Source organism: Lactobacillus sp. (assembly GCF_051873315.1).
GTDB lineage: Bacteria > Bacillota > Bacilli > Lactobacillales > Lactobacillaceae > Lactobacillus.
Genome location: NZ_JBJEES010000161.1, coordinates 43,107 through 66,343, shown reverse-complemented (window position 1 = coordinate 66,343; position 23,237 = coordinate 43,107). Strand labels below are relative to the sequence as shown.

Annotated in this window: 20 protein-coding genes; 13 read left to right on the top strand and 7 right to left on the bottom strand. The window is 47.0% G+C overall.

The window, feature by feature from the left end; all coding sequences use genetic code 11:
* Positions 1-91: 91 nt before the first annotated feature.
* From ACI32D_RS09965 to tagD, 6 genes are read left to right on the top strand one after another with little or no spacing between them, the layout of a single operon-like run.
* Positions 92-1,024: a LicD family protein gene (locus ACI32D_RS09965; RefSeq protein ID WP_439776414.1), complete on the top strand. Its 933-nt coding sequence runs from the start codon at positions 92-94 to the stop codon at positions 1,022-1,024.
* Positions 1,024-2,073, top strand: a complete 1,050-nt coding sequence (locus ACI32D_RS09960; RefSeq protein WP_439776413.1) for a glycosyl transferase — start codon at positions 1,024-1,026, stop codon at positions 2,071-2,073. Before ACI32D_RS09965 ends, ACI32D_RS09960 begins: the two co-directional genes overlap by 1 nt.
* A gap of 27 nt (positions 2,074-2,100) precedes the next feature.
* Complete coding sequence (locus ACI32D_RS09955; protein ID WP_439776412.1) at positions 2,101-3,237, top strand: glycosyltransferase; 1,137 nt, start codon at positions 2,101-2,103, stop codon at positions 3,235-3,237.
* A gap of 19 nt (positions 3,238-3,256) precedes the next feature.
* The gene (locus ACI32D_RS09950) at positions 3,257-4,690 is read left to right on the top strand and encodes an oligosaccharide flippase family protein (RefSeq protein ID WP_439776411.1); all 1,434 of its coding nucleotides are present in this window, start codon (positions 3,257-3,259) and stop codon (positions 4,688-4,690) included.
* Positions 4,691-4,710: 20 nt separating this feature from the next.
* Positions 4,711-5,622, top strand: coding sequence for a LicD family protein (locus ACI32D_RS09945; protein WP_439776410.1), 912 nt, complete (start codon positions 4,711-4,713; stop codon positions 5,620-5,622).
* A gap of 16 nt (positions 5,623-5,638) precedes the next feature.
* Complete coding sequence (gene tagD / locus ACI32D_RS09940) at positions 5,639-6,103, top strand: glycerol-3-phosphate cytidylyltransferase (protein WP_439776409.1); 465 nt, start codon at positions 5,639-5,641, stop codon at positions 6,101-6,103.
* Between the two features lie 67 nt (positions 6,104-6,170).
* Here tagD and ACI32D_RS09935 read toward each other — a convergent pair whose 3' ends face one another.
* Both ACI32D_RS09935 and ACI32D_RS09930 read right to left on the bottom strand, forming a co-directional pair.
* A complete protein-coding gene (locus tag ACI32D_RS09935; protein WP_439776408.1) occupies positions 6,171-7,430 on the bottom strand; it encodes a beta-carotene 15,15'-monooxygenase in 1,260 nt (419 codons plus the stop codon).
* A gap of 10 nt (positions 7,431-7,440) precedes the next feature.
* The gene (locus ACI32D_RS09930) at positions 7,441-8,127 is read right to left on the bottom strand and encodes a Wzz/FepE/Etk N-terminal domain-containing protein (RefSeq protein WP_439776407.1); all 687 of its coding nucleotides are present in this window, start codon (positions 8,125-8,127) and stop codon (positions 7,441-7,443) included.
* Positions 8,128-8,418: 291 nt separating this feature from the next.
* Between ACI32D_RS09930 and ACI32D_RS09925 the strand changes: the two genes are divergently transcribed.
* The 4 genes from ACI32D_RS09925 (at position 8,419) to ACI32D_RS09910 (ending at position 12,753) form a co-directional block, all read left to right on the top strand.
* A complete protein-coding gene (locus ACI32D_RS09925; protein ID WP_439776406.1) occupies positions 8,419-9,132 on the top strand; it encodes an IspD/TarI family cytidylyltransferase in 714 nt (237 codons plus the stop codon).
* Between the two features lie 10 nt (positions 9,133-9,142).
* Complete coding sequence (locus tag ACI32D_RS09920) at positions 9,143-10,183, top strand: NAD-dependent epimerase/dehydratase family protein (protein WP_439776405.1); 1,041 nt, start codon at positions 9,143-9,145, stop codon at positions 10,181-10,183.
* Positions 10,184-10,316: 133 nt separating this feature from the next.
* Complete coding sequence (locus tag ACI32D_RS09915; protein ID WP_439776404.1) at positions 10,317-11,408, top strand: acyltransferase family protein; 1,092 nt, start codon at positions 10,317-10,319, stop codon at positions 11,406-11,408.
* An 88-nt stretch (positions 11,409-11,496) separates the two neighbouring features.
* Positions 11,497-12,753 (top strand): C39 family peptidase, encoded by a 1,257-nt coding sequence (locus tag ACI32D_RS09910; protein ID WP_439776403.1) that lies wholly within the window; start codon positions 11,497-11,499, stop codon positions 12,751-12,753.
* A 66-nt stretch (positions 12,754-12,819) separates the two neighbouring features.
* Here the strand turns inward: ACI32D_RS09910 and ACI32D_RS09905 are convergent, their stop codons facing one another.
* From ACI32D_RS09905 to ACI32D_RS09885, 5 genes are all read right to left on the bottom strand, one after another.
* Positions 12,820-14,472, bottom strand: a complete 1,653-nt coding sequence (locus ACI32D_RS09905) for a hypothetical protein (protein WP_439776402.1) — start codon at positions 14,470-14,472, stop codon at positions 12,820-12,822.
* 96 nt (positions 14,473-14,568) lie between these two features.
* Positions 14,569-15,615 (bottom strand): acyltransferase family protein, encoded by a 1,047-nt coding sequence (locus ACI32D_RS09900; RefSeq protein ID WP_439776401.1) that lies wholly within the window; start codon positions 15,613-15,615, stop codon positions 14,569-14,571.
* Positions 15,616-15,876: 261 nt separating this feature from the next.
* The gene (locus tag ACI32D_RS09895) at positions 15,877-16,326 is read right to left on the bottom strand and encodes a VanZ family protein (protein WP_439776400.1); all 450 of its coding nucleotides are present in this window, start codon (positions 16,324-16,326) and stop codon (positions 15,877-15,879) included.
* Between the two features lie 108 nt (positions 16,327-16,434).
* On the bottom strand, positions 16,435-16,863 hold the full coding sequence (locus ACI32D_RS09890; protein WP_439776399.1) for a GtrA family protein: 429 nt from the start codon (positions 16,861-16,863) through the stop codon (positions 16,435-16,437).
* 140 nt (positions 16,864-17,003) lie between these two features.
* Positions 17,004-18,650, bottom strand: coding sequence for a hypothetical protein (locus ACI32D_RS09885; protein ID WP_439776398.1), 1,647 nt, complete (start codon positions 18,648-18,650; stop codon positions 17,004-17,006).
* Between the two features lie 204 nt (positions 18,651-18,854).
* Between ACI32D_RS09885 and ACI32D_RS09880 the strand changes: the two genes are divergently transcribed.
* The 3 genes from ACI32D_RS09880 to ACI32D_RS09870 all read left to right on the top strand — a co-directional run bounded on the left by ACI32D_RS09880 (position 18,855) and on the right by ACI32D_RS09870 (position 23,227).
* Positions 18,855-19,562: a VanZ family protein gene (locus ACI32D_RS09880; RefSeq protein WP_439776397.1), complete on the top strand. Its 708-nt coding sequence runs from the start codon at positions 18,855-18,857 to the stop codon at positions 19,560-19,562.
* A gap of 10 nt (positions 19,563-19,572) precedes the next feature.
* On the top strand, positions 19,573-21,093 hold the full coding sequence (locus tag ACI32D_RS09875) for an ATP-dependent nuclease (RefSeq protein ID WP_439776396.1): 1,521 nt from the start codon (positions 19,573-19,575) through the stop codon (positions 21,091-21,093).
* 172 nt (positions 21,094-21,265) lie between these two features.
* The gene (locus tag ACI32D_RS09870; RefSeq protein ID WP_439776395.1) at positions 21,266-23,227 is read left to right on the top strand and encodes a glycerophosphodiester phosphodiesterase family protein; all 1,962 of its coding nucleotides are present in this window, start codon (positions 21,266-21,268) and stop codon (positions 23,225-23,227) included.
* The last annotated feature ends 10 nt before the right edge of the window (positions 23,228-23,237 follow it).

Below are 23,237 nucleotides of genomic sequence, written 5' to 3'. Positions count from 1 at the left end.
TCTTCGGCGGCCGCCTGGGCCAGTACAAGTACTACAACATGGACCAGGTCATCGCTGCTGCCCTGGAAGCCGTCGAGAAGGAATTTTAAGCATGAGCAAATTAGGAACCAAGGACGGTTTCGCTGCCCAGAAGAATGCTTTTGCAGGCAGCGACCACGTAGTTTACGTTGAAGGCGAAGATTTGAAAAAGCTGAAGCAAACCCTGCTGGGGATGCTCCAGGACTTCATGGCCGTCTGCGCCAAGTATGACCTCAACTATACGCTCAGTGGGGGCTCAGTCTTGGGCACGATCAGACACCAGGGCTTTATCCCTTGGGACGACGACATCGACATCAACATGCCCAGAAAAGACTTCAACAAGCTCAAGGAAGTTTTTGACAAAGAGTTAGGGGAAGGCTACAAGCTGCTTGCCCCTGAACTGACCCCAGGCTATGGGGCAGCTGCCAGCCGCTTCATCAAGAAGGGGACGGTTTACCGCACCTTTAACGACGTGGCTGAGCCCAAGGAAAACTGCGGGATCTGCATTGACATTTTTGTCCTGGAAAACACCCCGGACAATGCCTTGGCCCGTAAGCTTAGGGGCTACTGGAGCCTGGCAGTAGGCTATTTGCTCAGCTGCCGGAAGGTTTACGACTACCTGCCAAAGCTCTTGGCAATCCAGGACACGCCGGAAGTCAGAGCGGCTTTTGGCAAAAAATACAAGGTCGGCCGCTTCTTCAAGTTCATCCCGCTGGATACGGCAACGCGCTGGACTTACAAGGTTTACTCCGGCTGCAAGAATGACAACTCCAAGTACGTGACGATTCCAAGCGGCCGCAAGCACTATTTCGGGGAAATGGATACCCGGGAGAATATGTGCCAGGCTACGGAAGGAACTTTTGAGGGGATCAAGGTCAAGCTTCCAGCCGGAATCGAAAGCTACATGAACCGGCTGTATGGGCCAGACTACATGACCCCGCCGCCGGTCGACAAGCGGGAAAAGCACCCGCTCTTTGAATTCAGCTTGGGAGAAGACAAGGATTAATGAAGAAGTACCAGATTTTTGAAGTTTTCAGTTCAGACGACACTGCCTTAGGGAAGGCTCCGTCTGACATCAACCAGATCGCGGAAAAGGCGGGCTTTGAAAGCCTGCGCTTGGTCCGGGTCTGCGCTGGAAAAAAGGATGCCCTTTCCCGGGTTCGCCGGCAGTTGCACTACCGCTTCAGCTGGCAAAAGCTCTACAAACAGATCGAACCTAATTCTATCGTCCTCTTCCAGGCCCCGTCCCGGGACCACCAGCTGCAACGGGAAGAAACCTTGGCCAAGCTGAAAAAAGAAAAGAACGTTAAATTCATTTATCTAGTCCATGATGTAGAAGAATTGAGACAATTCTTCTACAAGAAATTTTTCGCGGAAGACTTTGAGCAGATGATGAAATACGCTGACTGTTTGATCGTCCATAATGATTCCATGAAGAAGTTCTTCATTGACCGGGGGATCGCACCAGAGAAGCTGGTTACGCTGGGGATTTTTGATTATCTGATTCCAGACGGCGAGATCAATCATGCCAAGTTTGAACGGGCTGTTTCCGTGGCCGGCAATTTGGATGTCCGTAAGACCCAGTATTTGAACGATATCGGCAAGATCGACGCTAAGTTTAACCTTTACGGGCTGAATTTCACTTTGGATGCCTACAAAAACGTTGAATACCATGGAGCCTTTCCAGCCGATGAAATTCCGAAGCAGCTGAATTCCGGCTTTGGCTTGATTTGGGACGGCAGCAGCATTGAGACCTGTGATGGCCCTTTTGGCAACTACCTCCGTTACAACAATCCCCACAAGCTCTCCTTGTATCTGGCCTCAGCCCTGCCAGTTATCATCTGGAGCCAGGCTGCCGAAGCTAGTTTCATCAAGAGCAAGAATTTGGGCTTAACTATTGATTCCCTGCGCGACTTGCCGGAAGTTTTAAAAAATGTAACGGAAGAAGAATACGAAGTTTTCGCGGCTAATGCCAGGGATGTGGCTAAGAAGCTCAGAGCAGGCTATTTTACTAAGACTGCTTTGGAGAAGGCGGTCAAAAGTTTAGATAAGTAAGACGCGAGTAAAAGAACAGGTGATAGCGTGACTGACAAGTTGAAGGTACTTTTGATTAGGGGGATGCTCTACTATGATGGTGTGACCTCGGTTGAATACGAATGGATCAAGACCCTCCATGACCGGGTGGACTATGATTACGTCCTGCTCGATCCAGACAAGAGCATCCCTGAAAAAGAAGCAGCCGTGGAGGCTTTTGGTGTTCATGTTTACCCTCTGCGCTACTCGGGCAAGAACTCCTTTGAGAGCCACCGCAACCGGGTGGCCGTGGTTGACCAGTTTTTGAAAAAGCACCACTATGACGTGGTTCATATCGATACTGACCTGCCTAGTCGCTATGACATGGCCAAGGTAGCCCGGGAAAATGGCGTTAAGCGTGTGATCGTCCACTCCCACAATGCCATGCAGCATTTACACGGCATCCAAAAACTACCTGGTTTCGTAACTTACGAGCGCAAGCAGATTGCCCGCTATGCCACGGACCTGGCGGCCTGCTCAAAAGAGGCGGCTGCTTGGCTTTTTAATCCTAAAGACCAAGGCAGAGTTCGGATCATCCACAACGGGATCAGCCGAGACCGTTATGTTTTTTCTGAAGAAAAGCGGCAGGCGACTAGAGAAGACTTGGGCTTAGCAGCCGATCAGCTCTTGTTAGGCAATATTGGCCGCCTGGCAGACCAAAAGAATCAGCTTTTCCTGGTAGACATTTTTTATGAACTGGTTAAAAGCAATCCGCAAGCCCACTTGCTTTTGATCGGGAGCGGGGAAAAGGAAACAGACCTGCGGACTAAGATCAAAGATTTGGGTCTTGAGGAAAAGGTGACCATAGTCTTGTCTACTGACAAGATTCCAGACTACTTGTTTGCCATGGATGCCTTTGTCATGCCGTCTCTTTATGAAGGACTGCCAGTAACCTTGCTGGAAGCACAGACGACTGGTCTGCCATGCGTGATTTCTGACGTCATCAGTTCAGAAATGGACTTCGAGGGCTTGATTTTCCGGGAATCCCTGCAGGCTGATCCTGCTGCCTGGGCCAAGTTGATTGCGCAAGTGGCCAGCCAGGCCAACGGCCAGGACCGACGGCAATTTGCAAACCAGCTGACCAAGCTGGGCTACGACAACCAGGAATCTGCTGAGCAGGTTTACCAGATGTATTTGGGCAAGTAGTATCAGATCGGAAGCGTTAATGAAGAATCCTAGTATTAAAAAGAATATAGTTATCAGCACCCTGTACCAGATTCTGGCAATCATTACACCACTGATTACGGCGCCTTACGTTTCCAGAGTCATCGGAACTGATGGGATCGGTGCCTACAGCTGGACTTCCTCAATCCAGACCTACTTCTCCCTGGTCGCGGCCTTGGGGACAGCTTCGTATGGGATGCGGGAAATTGCCCGTAGCCGCAACGATGCCAAGAAGCGAAGCCAGATTTTTTGGGAAATTGAACTGCTGAGCGTGTTCACCTCCTTGGCCATGCTACTCTTATGGGGAGGCTACGTGGCTTTTCAGACCCACTACCGGGTCATGTTTCTTATCTTGACCTTGAACCTGTTCAACACCATGCTGGACATCTCCTGGTTCTTTGATGGACTGGAGCAGTTTCAGTACACTGTAACCAAGAACGCTTTGGTCAAGGTGGCTGGGGTTGTCTTGATCCTGCTTTTTGTCAAGAGCCCTAAGGATACCAACCTTTACGTCTTCATCATGACGGGGACGACCCTGCTGGGGACCATGTCCATGTGGCTGGAGTTGCATAAGTTCGTGGTAAAAGTTCCAATCAAACTAGCCAACTTGAAACGGCACTTCCACGAAACTCTGATCTACTTTATTCCGACTATCGCAACCTCTATTTATACTTACATGGACAAAACCTTGATTGGCTTCATGACCCAGAATAATGCGGAGAACGCCTACTATGAGCAGGCAACAAAGATTATCAACCTGACCAAGGCAGTGACTTTTACCGCCGTTAACAATGTCCTGGGAGCTAGAATTTCCTACTTATTTGCCAAGAAGAAAGAGAAGGAAATCAAGCAGCGGATCCAAGGATCCATAAACTACATCCTTTTCATCGGGGTGGGGATCGGCTTTGGCCTGCTCGGAATCGCGGATACATTTGTGCCGGTTTTCTTCGGTCATGGCTGGGATAAGGTGGCGCTCTTGCTTCGTCTGTTTAGCCCGCAGATCGTGATTATTGGAATTTCCAACTGCCTGGGTTCGCAATACTATAACCCGGCCGGCCTGCGGAAGCAGAGCGCGGTTTATATTATCATCGGAGCAGTTGTCAACTTCGTCTTGAACCTGTTTTTGATTCCGCGCTTTGCCAGTGCCGGGGCGACTTTTGCCTCAATCATCGCGGAATTGACAATTAGTCTGCTTTACCTTTACCATGATAATGGCTACTTGGAGCTAGCTTATATTGGCAAGGTGATTTGGAAGAAGCTGATTGCCGGGACTTTAATGATGCTGGTCATCCTGACCTTGAACCCATTTGGCCATCCTGGCATTATCAAGCTGGGCATTCAGTTTATTCTTGGAGCGGGGACTTACCTGGGCACCTTGTTTATCTTGCAGGATGATTCAGTTGGCCTGCTTAAGAAGATTTTGAGCAGAGGATAAGGGAGAATTTAGAAAAGACAATGGACAATATTAAGCTCAAGCTCTCAGACGATTTTTTTAAAGAAGAAGTCAGAAACGACTACACGGTCAGCCCGGAAATGAAAAAGATCTGGGCCGTGGAATTAGACCTCTTGGACCAACTGGATCAGGTTTGCCAGAAATACGATATTCCCTGGTACCTGTCGGGTGGTTCTCTCTTGGGTGCTGTACGCCATCATGGCTATATTCCTTGGGATGATGACATCGATTTGATGATGTACCGGAAGGATTTTGACCGTTTGTGCGAAGTGGCTAAGAATGAGTTTACCGAGCCGTACTTCTTCCAAACAGAAGAGACCGACCCTGGTGCCATGAGGGGGCACGCCCAGTTGCGTAATTCCTCGACCACGGCTATTCTCAAATCTGAACAGAATTTTCATTACCAGTTTAACCAGGGGATTTTCATCGATATCTTTCCATTGGACAGTGTGCCAGACGATCTGGAAGAGCGACAAGCTTTTGTTAAAAACGTCAACCAGCTCAAGCACCGGGCCCGGCAGTTCTACAACTACTGCAACGGCTATCCGAATAAGAATTTGTCCGGCTTGAAAAAGTCCCTCCTTTACACCAAATTCTTTTTTGATAAGAAAAAGAGTGGTGGCCGCAACATTTATTACGACCGCTTTGCCAAGGAAATTACCAAATATGACGACCAAGATACCCAAGAAGTCATGATGGTCATGCTGGAAACGGAAAAGTGCTGCTGGAAGCGCAAGTACGTGGCAAATCCAGTCAGAGTGCCATTTGAGATGCTCAGCCTGCCGATTCCAAAGGATTACGATCCTTTGCTGACCAAACAGTACGGCAAGTGGAATGTCTTTGTCAGAGGCGGGTCTATCCATGGCTCAGTCATCTTTGATCCAGACAAGTCTTACAAGGAATACCTGAAATAGGGGGCAAGGAGCAATTATGAAACGTGTAATTACTTATGGAACATTTGACCTGCTGCATTACGGCCACATCAACCTGCTGAGAAGAGCCAAGGCACAGGGAGACTACTTGATCGTTGCCTTGTCTACTGATGAGTTTAACTGGAACTCCAAGCACAAGAAGACCTACTTCTCATATGAGCAGCGCAAGCAGCTGCTGGAAGCCATCCGTTACGTTGACCTGGTCATCCCTGAAAAAGACTGGGACCAAAAGCGTAACGACATGCATGAATACCACATTGATACCTTTGTCATGGGGGATGACTGGAAAGGCAAATTCGACTTCTTGAAAGAAGAAGGCGTCAACGTCGTTTACCTGCCAAGAACCCCGGAAATTAGTTCTTCCAAGATTAAGCATGATCTGTATGACGCTAATGAGGTAACTGAAGAAAGCAAGTTATCTCATGATGATTTGGACACTGATCCAGACCATGATAAAAATTAAATCGGCAAAGTAAAAGAGCATTCCGCTGGGAATGCTCTTTTAATGTCTAAAAATGCTTTTCTCAGCCTTAAAAGTAGAGGCTAGTATAGTTCGGCCCGGCAAAAGATTTTCGCTCCCTAAGGTCGTTTAAAGTGGCATACCAGAGAAGAGCCATGGCCATTAAGTAGACCGGGTTGGTAGAAATATTGGAGATAATGATTTCCAGCAGCAATAAAATACTGATTGGCAGAAGATAGCGGCGGCTTGGAGCAAATAATGTGGTAAAGAATGGCACAAGGAAGTATAGAGCCAGGTAGAGCCCCCCAGTAGCCATCAAAGTGGTTAGCCCCATGCTTAGGCCGTTGTTTGCCCGGTGGAAGGCAAACATCTTGATTAAGGCTCCTTCATTGCCAAAACCTACTCCGAGGATCGGATGCTGGCCCCAAACAGTCAATCCAATGCGCAGATCGTCTACTCTGACTGAGTAAGATGACCCACCAGATTTTCTAATCCGGATGACAATGATTCCTAATACCAGAAGAAGCAGGAAGACTGGGATAACGATCTTCAAGTTGAGCTTACCCTGTGCCTGCAGGTATTGCAAAAAGGAAATCAATACAGCCAAAACTCCGAGCAGGATTGCTGTTGCGGACAGGGTTGTCAGCAGGGTGACCAGGATGAGACTAATCCGCCAGAAGGTCTTGGACTTTTTGACGAAGAGCTCGATAATCAAGCCGTTTAAAAGGAAGAGGGTGTAGCCTGGAGCTTCGGTAAAGATCCCCGTATTTCTGATCACGTGGTGGCCCAGGTACATTTGATCCTGTAAGGGCTGGTGGAAATAAAGGTAGCAGTAGCTAGTTGTAAAGTGGGGGTTGTTGGCCCAGTAATAGAAGGTGTCAACGGCCCCAATCCGCAGGCCAAGAATGCTGCCGAAAAAGTAAAAGAAGAGCGACACGCCAGCCACGATCAAGACGATATTGGCATAGCTGTCCCAAAGAAGATGCCCATTATCGTGCCGGCAGTAGACAAAGGTAATCAAAAGGGCCGCTGTCAAAGGCAGGCAGAGGTTGGAAAAGTACTTGAAAGGATTGGCCTGCGAAAAAAAGATGAAGACTAGCAGGTAGCATACGATCAAGACAATGAAGGACAAGTCCTTAAAGTTGTAAGAATTGGTAGCCAAAACCAAAAGGATCCCGATCCCCAAAAGAAGGTAGCGGTAGGTACCGATTGGGATGAAAGCTCCTCTTAAGTAGTTCCACATGACTGTCGTTGACATGACCGACAGGATGACGATGATATAAGCCATGACTGCAAAGAAGCGGTCACCAGCTGATTTGATAGACTTCACGCTAACCTCCTTATCGGTAACTTCTGCGCAGGCGCCAGTAAATTGATCTCCAAGTCGCCAGCAGGAAGCCAGTTACCGTGCCGATCGCTACTGCAAACTTGATATTCGGGTAGCTCTTCACGACGCTGGTTTTATCCTTGAACTTGATGGATTTGACTAGGACAGTTGGCAGGATCGGTTTCAAGTACTTGCGCTTCTTTTTCTTGGTTGGCATGGCCTTGCGACCCCGCTTGTATTCAAGCTTAAATTCTTTCTTGAAATTTTTGGCCACAACCTTAAGCGTCTTTTTGGCCTTTTTAGGCGAAGAACTGGTGACAGTCAAGGTATAGGTGTTGGAGCGCGGGGTAGATGTTACGGTTATATTCTCACGCAGAGCCGTTGGCGAAACGTTGTCAATTTCATTAGTGGTATGATCGATGACGCCAGGGCTGATGGCAATATTTTGAAAGCCGTTGGCTGCTTGCTCGTTTTGGCTTCTGGCCTGCCGCTTGGTAAAACCGCCTTGCGTGATTTTGCCCTTAGCCACGAAGTTCATGCTGGCAGTGTATCTGGCTGGAAGCAGATAGTTGGCAGTTCCATAAGCCAGGCAGCCAAACAAGGCCGTGCCGATAATAATCAGCAGTAGATTCTTCCAGATCAGCTTGGCCAGCTCTTTTAAAGTGAGCGTGGTGTCAGCCATACTGTAAAAATTGTTCACCTAGATTTCCTCACATTCTTATGCAGATGCATTAGTTGAAAAAGTATGCTGGTTTGCACAATACTAACTTCCAAGTATACCACAATAATTTTATTCTTCTTTTTAAAGAAATTTAAAAAATGACAGGAAGAAAAGACAAAAATACCTAAATAAGCAGATTGTTAATGCGGTTCAAATGTTGGATAGATCTGTTAAAATGAAAGTGATGGCGAGTTTTTGCCGGAGAATTTTGAATAAGAAGTTGCATTGATGGCTTAACAGCAAAGCCAGAAAATGGCTGAAGGAGTAAAAATGGTAGTAGCATTATTGACGGCAGCCGGTGTTGGCTCACGGATGAAGCAGGATATTCCCAAGCAGTTCATGCATGTGAACAACAAGCCGATCATCATTCACACGATGGAAGCTTTCCAAAAGCATCCCTTGGTTGATGCAATCATGGTGGTTACCCTGCCCGCCTGGATGGATGTTTTGAAAGTTTATGCCAAGCAGTTTAACATCAGCAAGCTCAAGTGGGTCGTGCCAGGTGGGGCAACCGGCCAAGAATCAATTCACAATGGCTTGGAAGTCCTGTCCAAGGAATTAGGAGATGATGAAGTTGTCTTAATCCATGACGGAAACCGTTGCAATGTTTCCCAGGAAATCATCTCTGACAGCCTGGCTACCTTTAAGGAACACGGCAGTGCGATTACCGCTATTCCGTGTGTAGAAGCAGTTTTCCGCAGCGGTGACGGTGGCGTATCTTCAACTGATTCAATTCCGCGTGAGCAGCTTTACAGAACGCAGACGCCGCACGTCTACACCTTGGGCAAGCTGCTCTGGGCGCATGAAGAAGCCGGCAAGCGCGGTATTACCAACACGGCCGCAACTTGCACCTTGATGCAGGCTTTGGGAGAAAGAGTTTATTTCTCTAAAGGGTCGGAAACCAACTTAAAAATTACGACGGTTGACGACTTGATGATTTTTGAAGCCCTGCTTTCCACTAAGAAAGACGAGTGGCTCAAGTAACGAGGTAACGATGAAGTACACTGAACAATATTGGGATGACGTAGACCACGTGCAAAAGGCAGTTCCGAATCTGGAACTGCTTTTTGGTAAGAAATTATTTATTACCGGAGCAACAGGGATGATCTGTTCAGCCCTGGTTGACGTCTTGCTTTGGTTGAACAAAAACAGAGATGCCGGAATTAGTCTGGTCCTGGCCGGCCGCAGCCGTGAACGGATGGCAACCCGTTTTGCCGGGTTTGGAGAAGGAAAAGACTATATCTTTTTCCAGTACGATGCTACCAAAGAAGTAGATCTGAATGTAAAAGTTGACTATATCATCCATGGGGCAAGCAATGCCAATCCTTCTTATTATGTCAGCCAGCCGGTTGAAACGATGCTGGCCAACTTCAGTGGCCTCTATTCTCTGCTAAAGATGGGCAAAGAGTACGGGGCCAAGCGCCTCTTGTACTTGTCTTCCAGTGAAGTTTACGGGAACAAAGACAATAATGATCCTTTCAAAGAAGAAGACTATGGCTTTTTGGACATTTTAAACTCACGTGCTTGCTACCCAAGTGCTAAACGGGCGGCAGAAACTCTGTGCGCCTCCTTTAGCCAAGAGTATGGCTTGGAAACGGTAATCGCCCGCCCCGGTCATATTTACGGACCAACCATTACCAAGTCTGATAGCCGGGCCTCAGCCCAATTTACTCGTAACGCGGTCAATCACGAAGACATCGTCATGAAAAGCGCGGGTCAGCAGCTGCGGTCATACTGCTATACGTTAGACTGCGCGTCAGCGCTTTTGACCATCTTGCTTGATGGCAAGAACGCCAATGCCTACAACATTTCCAACCGGAATTCCGTTGTTACTGTCCGCCAGTTGGCCGAAGCTCTGGCCAAGGCAGCTGGGACTCATGTTGTTTTTGAGAACCCGACAGACGTGGAGAAAAAAGGCTACAACTTGATGACTAATTCTTCTTTAGATGCTGAAAAGCTGGAAGCCCTGGGCTGGCAGGCTAAATTTTCTTTAGAAGAAGGGGCTCAGCGTACAATTGCCGGCCTCAAGGCTTAAGAAGTTGTTTTTACGTAATTTGATATTTTGATATAAAGTGATTGACAGTTTTGCATATGCTTAGATAAAATGATAAAGGGTAACTATTTTGAATATAAATAAATGGCAATTCTCGCGCCAAGACACCAAGGCGATGAAGGGTATCGCAATTTTGCTGATGCTGTTGCACCACAGTATGGCTTTCCCCGACCGGATTCCAAGCAAATATAAATTTGCTTTGCCGGCTGAGGCTTTAAAGCATTTGCAGATGGTCGGCAGTTTCGGCAAAATCTGCGTGTATATCTTTATGTTCTTGGGCGGATTGGGCCTTGCTAAACAGATTGAGGCGCATAAGTTTCATTTGCTGAGGAAAATCTGGAACTTGTACCGGGTTTACTGGCGCGTATTTTTCTTGTTTGTCCCACTGGGCTTCTTGTTTTTCAGCCAGCAGCCGCGGTATTCGCGGGCTTTTATGTGGAATCGCTTTGCTGATTTCTCTTTTGGAAAATTCATTCAGAATTTGACCGGCTACGCTTCGACTTATAACGGTGAATGGTGGTTTGTCCGTGTCTTCGTAGCGGCAATTGTGCTAGGCAGCGTCTACTATTATTTGACAGAAAAGGTCAACAATGTCTATGTGGAAACAGGCCTGGTCTTGCTGCTGTCCGTCTTTACGGTTAGGTTCCTGCCAGCTTTGACCAAGCTGTCACCGTTCAACAGCCTGGATTCCAGCTACCTGTGGACCCAACTCTTTATGCCTAATGCATTTATCTGCACTTACTTGTTTGGGATCGTTTTTGGCAAATATGATGTCTTCAGCAATCTTCGCCGTCTCTTTAGCGGCTATACGACCATTTGGCGGACAGTGATCGGAATTTTGCTGATAGTTTCAGCCTTTTATTTTCAAGAAAAGGTATTCGGCAATGTCAGCGATATGATGCTGATTATCACTCCGGTCTTTATGGCAGGTTGCCTTTTGCTACTGGATCTGGCGAAGTGGCCGCGGAAGATTTTTGAGTATTTCGGCCATTTGAGCACAAATATGTGGCTGACTCACACTTTCTTTTGCTATTACTTCTACCCATTTGTGGTTGCGGTTTTTTGGTCAAGGAATCCTCTAGTAGCTTATCTGACTTTGCTGGCCATAACAGTCTTGGCCAGCCTGCTCTTGGATATGTTTTACTGGAGCCTGGAGAAGCTGGGGAGTAAGTTGCCGGTTTGGCTTAGAATAAGACAAGTAAAATAGCAAGTTTTGCCGTAATGTAAATATTCACTGTTTGTTTAACCGTGTCGTTATAGTTTTTGTCTATTGTTTGCAACAAGGAAATGGAAAAGTGAAAAAAGGTTATAGCTTATTGACTGCTCTTCTGCTTACCGGCAGCTTGACCGCCTTTGCGGCCACCAAAGCTCAAGCGGTGGAAAAGAGCGGTTTTGTTACGGAAAACGGTGTAACAGTCTACTATGATGCTAGTGGAAATTTGGTCCATGGGCAAAAGAAGGTTGATGGCAACTGGTACCTGTTCGATGATGAAACCGGTGCGATGAAGACCGGTTTCCAGACGATTGCTGAGCAAAAGAAGACCGTTTATTATGATGCTAGTGGTCACATGGTTTACGGCAAGAAGAAGATCGACGGTCATTGGTATTGGTTCGCTGACAAGTCTGGCGCGATGAAGACTGGTTTTCAAACCGTTTCTAAGAAGTCTTACAAGACAGCCTACAAGTGGGTCAAGAAGCGCGGCAAGCTGATCAAGACGAAGTACAAGAAAAAGACTACCAAGAAGTATAAGGTTTATTACGCGACGAACGGCCAGTTGCAATACGGTGAACAAAAGGTCAATGGCAAGTGTTACTACTTCAGCAAGAAGAACGCTTGTATGACTACAGGCCTGCAAACCGTTGGCAAATCTAAGAAGTACTACGCTTCAAACGGGCAAAGAAAGACGGGCTACCAAAAGATCAAGGGCAAGGGCTACTACTTTGACAAGAAAACCGGCGCTATGTTCATCAAAAAGTTTGCCTTTGTCGGCGGCAGAGACTACTACGCTTTGTCAAGCGGTGTCCTACACGCCCCAACTTGGCACAGCCAGTTTACGCCAATCTACGCGCCAGAAGGTTGCGCGGTCGCGTCTTCAGCAACTCTCTTGAGCATCAAGAACCGGTCTTTCAACATGAGATACGCCTATAACAATCTGCCGCAATACGGCGGCGTTTACTCAACTGCCAACTTCCACGGTTTGCTGTCAGCATCAAGCTTAACCAACTACATGAAGAAGTTTGACGGCGGTTTTACCAACATTACTGGTAGCAGCATGGCAAAGATCGAGTCTGTCGTAAAGAGCGGGCACCCAGTGATTTATTACGGTTTTTCAAGCTATGAAACTTACTTCCGCAGCAAGCACCACGCTAAGGTTATCGCTGGTTACAAGAACGGCCGCTTCCTAGTTTATGACCCATGCTACTATAGCGCTGGCAGCGGCTCTAGTCACAGAAATGCCTACGACTATGGCGCTATCGCCTGGGTTCCGGTTTCGACTGTTACTAGAGAATCAACTGGCGGTTCAAACAACGGTACGATCATGATGAACTAATCGGCTATATTCAAAAAGAGTACGTGATTTCTCGCGTACTCTTTTTTCAATGCTTTGCTATTGTATTTATTTTGTCTTGAACTTGAATAGGTAGATAAGTAAGGCGAGCCAGCTGATGATGCTGATGACGATACTTAAGTAGAGGACAGGACTAGCCTTGTAACTAACCGCGACAATGTTTTGCCCGCGGTTGATCTGTACAACCACAGTTCCTCGATTTCCGCGGTGGAATGGCCGGCTTTGCTTGTTAACGCTGACAGTGGTGTGCTTGTAGGCAATTACTGGCAAGTCAATATCAGCTGCTTTTTCACTCTTGACTTGGTAAGTAATTTGATTGGCTTTGATTGAAGGACTCAAGGTTAAAGTCTTGCCATTAAGGTAGGCTTGGTGTATCAAGAGGGAATTTTGCTTCTGAACGCTGGTCAGTGAGCTCTTTGGCATGTAGTCAAAGGCTCCGAAAAGAATCTTGTAATTGAACTGGTTGTAATAGTTATAGTCACGCAAGCGATTGAATGGTGCCGGCTGGGTGCTGTTAGCACTGGTTTTCGGCATGTCTTTAACACGCTTCAAGGTATCCCGGTAAACTGAAAGGGAGCTGAGGGAGAAGAGAGCCATGAAGACGGCCAGGCTGCAGCAGAGGGCAAGCTTTTTTCGGTCGGCCACATGTTCTTCAAGTACGTCGTTACTACCCAAGGCAAAAAGGATGGTTAAGAAAAGTGAAGCGTAAGAAAGATAGCGGGCAGTCAGCTGGACCATTTCAAAAGGCGAGCCAGCAGTGAGCTTCCAAGGGAAGTAGCGGGTAGTTAAGAAGCAGGCAAAGAGGCCCAAAGCATAGATGATCCAGTTCCTTCGGCTTTTAATAAAGGCCCAGGCAGTAAAAATTGTTAGCATCAGCATGAAGCTCAGCTTCCAGCCCTTTTGGGCTGAGAAGGAGTTGAGAAGTAGGTAGCGTGGCCCTATGGTATAGTTGATGCCTGGCTTAGCGCTGGAGAGCCCTTGACCGATAAAGTCAGTGAAAAATGGAACGATCACTGGTAAAACCAGAAAGATGCAGACGCTGGCAGCCAAAAACAGGGACTTAAGCCGATCTTCGCTGATGCCGCGGCTTGTAATCAGCTTGATGATGAAGAGGATCACGGCAAATTCCAGACTCAAAAAAACTGAGAGGATGTGGGCATAAGCAATCAGCGCCCCGCCAATGGCCAAGAGGTACCATTTATTCTTATTGCCCCACAGGACTTCATAGATGCCAAGAAAAAGCAGGGGCAGGAAGGTTACAGCCAGGTATTCGCCAAAGACTGCTCCGCCCAAGTAGAGCCGGTAAGGGGCGAAAGTATAGACCAGGGAGAAGATGAAGCTGGCCAGGGACTTTTGGGAATATGTCTTCATGGAGAAGTAACTGATTGCGGCCGTGGCAAAGGTTACCAGGGCATACCAAGCGTAAAAGGCGTTGACCGGAGAGAGAACAAAACGCAGGAAGGCCCATGGATAAAAGAAAATATATGGGTAAAAGAGGAAAGAAGCAGCTCCGGTGTTGTGGAAAGTTCTGGCCGCGATAAAAGTAAAGAAGGAGCCAGATTTGAGATTTAGGTAGATTTCTTCTACCCGCGCGGCGTGGAAGGTCCAGTCTGAGAAGGCAAAGATCGCCTTCGTGCTGGCCAGGTAAAGGGTGGTCAGTAAAGTAACGAAGAGCAAAAGGCCCAGGTAAATCAAATTCAATTTACGCGGGTTGCTCTCGCTGTTAGTGTGGAGATTATTTTTTATATCCAATTTAGAAATACCTTTCTATTCTTTTGATGCTATATCTTTCTATTTTTAACGCGATGGCGGCAAGAGCCGGCCTTGGATCTTGTTTTCCAGCCATTTCAAGAGGAAACTGCCCAGGTAGGAGAGGACGATCATGACCAGGTATTGCCAAAGAATGTACAAGGACATGTGGTGGGCAGTGAGAAAAATCCGCGCCGAAACGTGGCCCAGGTATAGTTCAAGTGACAAGGCTCCGGAAATTTTAACAAAGCCTTGTAGGAAATTGGTGAGGCTGATCAGCTTGCAGAGATAAAGACTAATGATCATCAGTGGAAAGGCCCAAAGACTGTTAGTCAAGCGGATGTAGTAAGGAAGGGGCAGCCAGATGCCAAAGTGGATATTGTACTTGCAGTACATCAATAGTGCTGTCGCGAGCACAAAGAGGATAATCTGCCAGATGGTAAAGCGGTCATTTTTCTTAATTCGGGGCGCGAAGTAGCAGCCCAGAACAAAAATCGGCACTCTGGACAAGGCAATGTCCACGTTGTCAAAGACTACGTGATTCAAGGTGAAAAGCCCCCAGGAAAATAGGGCATAGATGGTTAACACGGCCAAGAGGCGGAGAAATCTTTTTCCCTGGCTCGCGGTATCCAAGAATTTGAACAAGAGGGGAAAAAGCAGGTACATCACGATTATAAAGAAGATGAACCAGTAAGTTGTGTCACCATGATCAATAAAATTGAGGAAAAGCAGGTCTCTGGTAAAGGTTAAAACGCCTGTATGCAAGTGGATAAAGTCCCGCCAGACGAAAAATGGCACTGAAACAAGCAGGTAGGCTGGCAGGATTCTGACCAGCCTTTTCTTGTAGAACTGGCGAATATCGTCATTTTTAGTCAAGGAATAGAAAAGTCCCATTCCTGACAAAAAGAGGAAGAAGTCCACTCCGGTTGATCCGATATAATAGTCCCAGAACTGCTCTGATGCCATGAGCAGGTGGGCGCTGCGAATATGCTCGAAGTAGTGGAAGACCATGATGCCAATGATCGAAAGGCCAAACATATTGCTTCGGTAGTGGCTGAAGTCTCCCCAGCTAATTGTAAATTTGTTCTTTTTCATTAAGCTTTCCTTTAATGCTCCGCCGCATTCTCTTGTGAAAGTATCGCCTGTTGACGAGAGGAAAGTATGATCTTTTGGATGCGGAGGGGTTAGTAATTTTTCCTTTCTTCTGACTGTAAATGTTAAACAATACATATTATACGATTTTTAGCCGTTTATGATAATTCGAATTTAGTAATGATGAATCAAGGAATTGTTGAAGATGAAAAAAGAGTGCCGCGAAAGCACTCTTTTTAGTAATTAGCAAATTGTATTAGCGCCTTAGTTGACGGCCCGCTTGGCCCATGGCCGCTGGAGCAAGAGGATCAAGCCGATCCCGAGCAGGTAGCCGGCGATGTCGAAAGGAAAGTCGGTTGGGTCGAATTCCCGGCCGGGAACCAGCAGCTTGCTGGTCTGGTCAAAGAGAGACCAGGCGGCTGACAGGGCCAGGGCTGACCAGGCATAGCGCTTTTGCCAGCGGCTGAAGAAGTAGCAGGCACTGGCGCCGAGCAGGAAGTACTCAGCCGTGTGGGCCAGCTTCCGCATCATGTGGTAGATCGGATACTCAGCCACCATAGTACCGGTTAAGTGAAAATGGACCTTCTCAAACAAGTTGACAAACTTCAAGGTCAGCTGGGCTGACTGGCCGGAATTCTGGAAAGTCAAGCCGCTGATCAAGAGGATTGACCCCAGACATCCCAAAAAGGCTAAAATCATATTTCTTTTCCGCATTTTCACCCTTCCTCTCTGTTAAACTGCCTACAAGATTAACACGAAAATGCACTAGTTGAAACTTTTAGCCGGAATAATTACCATTTCTTAGCAATTAATCCAAATGAGTTATTCTGAGTCTTTGGATTTGAAGATCCAGAACTTGCTAGCCACGTAGTTGACAATAACGACGACCACGTTGGCCAGGATTTTGATGATCATGCTATTTAAGTGCATTTGTTCAGCGAAGATGAACATGATGGCCATGTCCAAGAGGGCAGTCCCAATTCTGGCCGCGAAGAAGCTGGCGATTTCGCTGGCGTATTCCTTAAAGGTGGAAGCCTGGCTGTGGAAAACCCATTTGCGGTTGGTCAAGTAGGCAAAAACGATCGACAGGAACTGGGCCATGATCGTTGCCGGCATGATATCCCACTTGAAAATGCTGTTGCAAAGCCAGTAGGAGAAGATGTTGACCAGGGTGGTCATGACGCCCCAGAAGACGTAGGGGATGATGTCCTTGTACTTGTCCCATAATTCGTTGAATTTTTCTTTGTCCATGTTTGTTTTTCTTTCTGTTGCTGATAATAACGATTTTTCAAAAATACCGTAGAAAATGATAACACAAATTGTACTGGGATGCAGAGCAAAGAAAAGGCCCGCCAGCCTTGCTGACGGACTTTGAGAGTTAGAGTGAAGAATTACTTCTTCTTGGAAGTCTTCTTAGTGCTCTTCTTGCTCTTCTTGCTTGACTTTTTAGCAGTCTTTTTCTTAGTTGTCTTCTTAGCAGTAGCCTTCTTGGTTGTCTTCTTAGCAGCCTTCTTAGTTGCTTTCTTGGCAGTAGTCTTCTTAGCTACTTTCTTCTTAGCTACTTTCTTCTTGCTAGTTTTCTTAGTTGACTTCTTAGCAGTAGTCTTCGTTGCGGCCTTCTTCTTAGTAGTCTTCTTAGGAGCGGTCTTTTTAACTGAACTTGCCAAAACAACTTTGGTGTACTTGCTGCCATGTGAGTTCAACTTTGCGAAGTTATTTGAAACTGTCGCAAGGTAAACAGGCGCATTCCGGAACCATGCCTTATGCAGACCCAGATCTAATTTGTAGACCGGCCGATTTTGTCCGCTTAAAGTATCTGGAATACCACTGTCTCCGCGGTCAAGAACGTTGATATAGGTATTGTTGCTTGCTGTCAAGGAGTTGACCTGGGCAGGAGTATCAAGTGGTGAGTAGCGGTAGTGAACAGGCGCCATGTGCTTGTAGTAAGTCGGTGTCGTGTTGGTGGCTACTGCAGTGTTTTCAAAAGTAGTACTAGTAACGTTCAGATTCTTGTAGTGTGACTTCTTGCTTACATCATCGATACTGTGGTTACCAACAGATGATCCATAAGGGAAGGTAGCTCGTTTGTCTAAGCCATTGATCATGGCACCACCAGTCAAGCCATTCTTTTCAGGCCCGAAATAGCAGTTTTTGATCGTGACATTTTGAGTACCAGCCCCGTCGTACATATTTTTACCAAAAATAGATTCATTAACGTTTGGGTCACCACCAGCGTCTGCCTTAGTGGCAACGCCAAGCTCAATAGCTTCTGAGTAGACGCCATGAGGATCTTTGTTCTTGGAATAAATAGCATTCCAGCCAGCCTGGTTGAAGCCAGAACCAGCGTAGCCGTAGAAGCGGCAACCATCCCAAGTAATATTGGTGCAGCCCATGACGTCAAAGACATGCCGGTTGTAGTAATGAACTTGGTGGAAGTTCATATTCTTGAAGGTTACGTTCTTGGTGTGGAGCATGGAAACTTGTAGACCGCCATTGTAGTCAGAAGTTACGACACCTTTCGAGTTGACAGATCCTTCAATAGAACCATAAACGTTTAAGTTGGAGATGACTTGACCTTTGTGGTCACCTTCAACCGTCCAGCTGGTTCTGACAGTTTCTGGCCAGTCGGCATTCCAGTCAATCTTTTTCTTGGTGCCGTAACGGCGGTTGATCATCATTTTGGTCCCGTTGAAGTCAATGTTGCCGGTTGATTTGCCGGTGAAGTCAAACTTGACTCCTCGCATCAATTTCAAGTCATCGTCTTTTGGAAACTTAATCGGAGTGGAGTTTTCAAACTTGAATTCAAGCAGGGAGTCTCTGACGAAGATATTCTGACTAAAGAACTTGTCAATATCTGCCTGGCTCTTGATAACGTACCGGCATTCAGCGTCAGTAGGCACGTAAAAAGCCTTGGCTTCGCCATTACCCGGTAGCAAAGCCTTGAATTGGCTTGTCTGGGCAGCGCCGGCTGTTAAAGCCAGAGCTAAAGCCCCAGCAGCCAGCAGTTTCTTCCCGGAGGAGAAGTGCATTCTGTTCATAACTTTTTCCTTTCCATTGAAAAACGTTCAAATTCAATAATATATTAGTTAACAGCATTTACTAAAAATATTATAAAACAATTGAAGACTGAATGGAGAAGAAAAAATATCTTTATTTCAATATGCGGACTATTAAATTTTGTGGTAGCTAATTGATTGTTATAAAATATGTAAAAAGGAATTCGTAAGGGGAAGTGAAAAAGAATGTATCATGAACTGGCTTTGCTGATCCGCTTTGTGGTCATTGCTGCCTGTGTGGTTGCCGGCTATTGGGCCATCCGCACGGGCAACTCATTTTTGCGGTTGGTAGTGACGATTGTCTATGGCTGTGCATTAATTTACTATGTGTTTGCCTCAAGAATGCTGACGGCTGCCGTCTACTACTGGCAGCACCCGGTGAAAATGGCCGCTAGCTCTGAGGTCTTGGAAGACCCGGCCTTTTGGAAGTGGGGGCTGAAAAAAGTTTTTGCCAGCTCAAACTATGGCGGCCGCTATGGCTTTTTGATGAATGTGCTGCTTTTTGTGCCCTTGGGCTATATTATTCCATCCTGGTCCAAGTGGCTGCACAGCATTATGATCACCACTTTTATGGCTTTCTGCCTGTCCTGGTTTATTGAACATTTCCAGCGGTTGACCGGGCTGGGGACGTATGATGTCAATGACATGATCGCCAACACTACCGGTGCCTTCTTAGGAGCCGTATCGATCATGCCAACCTTGTGGATGCGGGACATCCAGGCAAGAAAACTCCGCAAAGCCCGGGAACACGCGGAAGCTGAAGCTAAAGGGGAGGCGGAAGCTGCCCGCCTGGACCGGGTCAGCCGGCAACTGGCCAACCCAACTGAAAAGGTACCGAAGGTTAAGATGAGCCGGAAGGACTACCGGCAAAGACACGGCGACCAAGCCGATTAAGGAGCAAACCATGTTGCTGCGCGCGGTTGAGCTGCATAACTTTCGCGGTTATCGCAATTTTAAGTTGAAATTTGCCCCCTTGACCAGTCTCTTGGGCGAAGGGGAAGTTGGCAAGAAGACCATTCTGCGGGCCTTGGACATCTTTTTCAACGGTCCCTTGGCTAAGCGCCCTTTGAAACTGCAGGACCTTAATGAGAAAGCCCTCAAGGCTGGGGACTGGCAAATTGCGATTACTTGCTACTTTGATGATTTTGCCATCAGAAAGTCCTTTGACCTCAAGCAATATCTTGAAGAAAGTGATAGCTTCGCGGAAGGCGGAGGAGAATTTACGGCTGTCACTGACCAGAACAGGGGACATTACCGGCAGCTTTTAGCCCGCATGCCGATGTATGTCTTTTTTGATGAAGAATCAAAGGCATCCAGTCCTTTGAATTTTGTGGTCCGCAGCGCCATCCGCGACAAGGCGGCCGAAATCAAGGAGATCCAGGACTACTTGGATGAACGTTTGGGCCGCAATCTTTCCCAGCTTTTGGCCAATTACCGGGACTTAGGCGAGCCGGCTCCCCAATTTGTCTTTCAAGATCCAGACTTGGCTGAATTGATCAAGCAGCAGGAAAAAGTTGGGGTAAGCGGGACCGCCAAGGTCAGCCGGATTATACTGTCTTTTCTTTTGGCCCAAAGCGAAAACGCAAATATTGACAACGTGGTCTATGCCTTTGAAGCAAATGATTTGTCAGAAGATGATGAGACCTTGCTCGCTCAAGCTTTGTTGAAGCTGGTTGCCAAGAACAAGCAGGTTATTTTGATCCCGCGCACGCCGCACTTAATGGGTCTTCTGCCTTTGGAAGGGACTAAGATTATTAAGAAGGTTGCCGGCCAGCAGCAGCTTTTAAGTGACAACCAGATTTTGGCGGAAGCGTCAAGCAGCTTGGGCCTGGCGGCAGACCAGCGGGCAGTCAAGTCCCGCTGCGTTCTCTTGGTGGAAGGACAGGAAGACGTTCGTTTCGTGACCAAGATCAACCAGTGGATGTATGAAGCTGGAATGGTAGAGGCGACTTTTGCTGAAAAAGGGCTCTTCATCTTGCCGGTTGGGGGATGCGGAAGTCTATTAGCCTGGCTGAACTTTGACCTTTTTTCTAAGCTAAATGAGCCCTGGTTCATCTTGATTGATTCAGATAAAGGGACGCCAGAAGCCAAGCAGAGCCAGCATCACTTGCACCGGATTAGGGCAAAATACCCGGGGATGCAGGACCATATCCATGCTACTTTTAAGCGGGAGATTGAGAACTATCTGGTTTTTAAAGAAGGCAAGAAGACTCATATCTTTGAGCCCTACGAGGACGTTAAGCAGCACATGTATGACCTGATGCAACAGCGCCATCAGAGCTGGAGCAAGGATAAGACTGCTTCCAAGCTGATGGAGCAGATGGATTTGGCTGATCTGCAGGACTACTATGAAAAAGACGGGCAAAAGCACCGGGAATTGGTGGAATACTTCCTGCAGATTGACCGCTTTATCGATGAAATATAGCATAAAGCAACTATACATAAATCAAGATTAAATTTTACCAATGGACAAAAGGCGATTTGTTCATTGGTTTTGTTTTATTTAGGCAAAATACGCTAGAATAGAAGTGTTGATCTAATAAACAGGAAAAGAAAATGGAGTGAATTTTTTGAAGAAACGGAAAGATAGAAAAAAGTTGTTGCTGGCCTCAGCGATTTTGCTGGCTTTGGGACTGGGGCAAGGACTTGAACCGCTGCAGCCGGTGCAAGCCACGCGGCAAGTTAAGAAGGCGAAAAGGAGCAAGAAGGCCAAGAAAGCAAAAAAGGCAAAGGTCTCTTTGAATAAGAAAAAGCTGAGCTTGCTGCAGGGAAAGACTGCCCGCCTGTATCTGAAGAACAGCAAGAAGAAAACAACTTGGAAAAGTTCCAACAAGAAGGTAGCCACAGCTTCTTCCAAGGGCAGAGTCAAGGCAATTAAGGCAGGGACAGCCAAGATTACCGCGAAAAACGGCAAAAAGCGCTACACCTGTCTGGTTATGGTGACTTCTCCAAAAAGAACACTGACTTTGGCAGCAAATGACGGGTCTGGCCGCCGGCAAGTGTTGACTTTTTCCTTTGGCAAGAAGGTAACCCTGCCTAAGACCAGTTTCGAGAGAAAGGACTATAAGTTCTTAAATTACACCGTTGCCGCAAACGGAGAGGGGAAGAAATACCGGCTGGGCAAGGCCTACACTTTTAAGAAGAATACGACCTTGTACGCCCAGTACCGCAAGCTGGAAAACTACACGATTCAGATCGACGCGGGTCAGGGATTTGGGCAAAATATCACTCTCCATGAGCAGGAAGGCGATAAGGCAACCTTGCCAGAGACAGGCTTCAGTAAGCCCGGCTACGTCCTCGACTCCTTTAACACGCAAGCTGACGGCAGCGGTGAAAAGTATGATCTAGGCGATAGTTACGCTTTAAAAGACGTCACCTTGTACGCCCAATACCGCAAGCTGCCGGTAAGCGCGAATCCAGAAAGGGACCTGGGCCTCTGGGGTGTTGATAGTGCGGGGAATTTTTACCCAAGCAAAAAGGAACTGACGACTGTTGACTATGTTAAGGCGAACCAGAGCAAGTACCTGGCTTTGGACAATTACTTTGACTACCAGATCAAGGCGCTCAAGTACACCGATGATGAAAAGCCGAGTTATGTTGGCGTGCAGGCCAACTGGTCAAAGCAGGGAATTATCCTGGATCCGGGCTACAAGTACTTGATCATGGTGAGAAAGAGCAACCAGGCAGAGATTTCGGAAAGCGAAATTGGGGATATTGCCAAGCTGGTCCGGCTGGAAAATGCTGATGTGAAGACGCAAAGTACTGCTGGCGCGGCTAAAGCGCCGGTCAGGTTTATCGCTCACCGCGGCTACAGCACCAAGTATCCGGAAAATACTACCCTGGCTTTTGAAAAAGCTGGCGAGGAAGCCGGCATCTGGGGGATTGAAACCGATGTGGCCAATACTTCAGATAACAAGCTGGTCATTTTGCACGATAACACTTTGGCGCGGACAACTGATATCAGTCAGAATGATCCAAACTATGGCAAAAAGATCAACGATATACCTTTTGACCAAGTGGAAAACTACAAGATCAAGGGTGTGCTGGATGGAATCGACAAGGACCAGATTTATGATGACCTGCATCTGCCAACTTTGCGCCAGTACTTAGATATCTGCAAGAAGTATGGCAAGGAAGCTTTTTTGGAGCTGAAGAACATCAACAATATGGAGGCCTTGAAAGAGGTAGTTAAGGAAATTAACGAGGCAGGGATGCAGAAGCAGACGACCTTGATTTCCTTTAATATTGGTGAACTGGAAGAAGTCAGAAACGTGATTCCGGGCGGTGAAGAAATTGCCATGATGGGGATTTACAACCGTCACTTGACGGACAATGACTACGTTTTCCTGTCCCACTTAAAGGCTGGTGCTGACCGCAATAAGGATACGACGACGCTGGATGATATTCTCGCGGCCCGCAAGTATGGCGTGGACTATGGGATCTGGACGGTTTACAAGAATGATGATGCCGTTACTGATATGATTAAAAATGGTGCGGACAAGGTTACCTTAAACGACGCGGAATTAGTATCATCGATGAGCGCCGTTGTTGAGAACTAAAAAACAGCTG

Coding starts and splice junctions, on each gene's coding strand:
- ACI32D_RS09965 (WP_439776414.1), top strand. CDS start 92: ATGAGCAAATTAGGAACCAAGGACGGTTTCGCTGCCCAGAAGAATGCT.
- ACI32D_RS09960 (WP_439776413.1), top strand. CDS start 1,024: ATGAAGAAGTACCAGATTTTTGAAGTTTTCAGTTCAGACGACACTGCC.
- ACI32D_RS09950 (WP_439776411.1), top strand. CDS start 3,257: ATGAAGAATCCTAGTATTAAAAAGAATATAGTTATCAGCACCCTGTAC.
- ACI32D_RS09945 (WP_439776410.1), top strand. CDS start 4,711: ATGGACAATATTAAGCTCAAGCTCTCAGACGATTTTTTTAAAGAAGAA.
- tagD (WP_439776409.1), top strand. CDS start 5,639: ATGAAACGTGTAATTACTTATGGAACATTTGACCTGCTGCATTACGGC.
- ACI32D_RS09925 (WP_439776406.1), top strand. CDS start 8,419: ATGGTAGTAGCATTATTGACGGCAGCCGGTGTTGGCTCACGGATGAAG.
- ACI32D_RS09920 (WP_439776405.1), top strand. CDS start 9,143: ATGAAGTACACTGAACAATATTGGGATGACGTAGACCACGTGCAAAAG.
- ACI32D_RS09915 (WP_439776404.1), top strand. CDS start 10,317: ATGAAGGGTATCGCAATTTTGCTGATGCTGTTGCACCACAGTATGGCT.
- ACI32D_RS09900 (WP_439776401.1), bottom strand. CDS start 15,615: ATGAAAAAGAACAAATTTACAATTAGCTGGGGAGACTTCAGCCACTAC.
- ACI32D_RS09895 (WP_439776400.1), bottom strand. CDS start 16,326: ATGCGGAAAAGAAATATGATTTTAGCCTTTTTGGGATGTCTGGGGTCA.
- ACI32D_RS09890 (WP_439776399.1), bottom strand. CDS start 16,863: ATGGACAAAGAAAAATTCAACGAATTATGGGACAAGTACAAGGACATC.
- ACI32D_RS09885 (WP_439776398.1), bottom strand. CDS start 18,650: ATGAACAGAATGCACTTCTCCTCCGGGAAGAAACTGCTGGCTGCTGGG.
- ACI32D_RS09880 (WP_439776397.1), top strand. CDS start 18,855: ATGTATCATGAACTGGCTTTGCTGATCCGCTTTGTGGTCATTGCTGCC.
- ACI32D_RS09875 (WP_439776396.1), top strand. CDS start 19,573: ATGTTGCTGCGCGCGGTTGAGCTGCATAACTTTCGCGGTTATCGCAAT.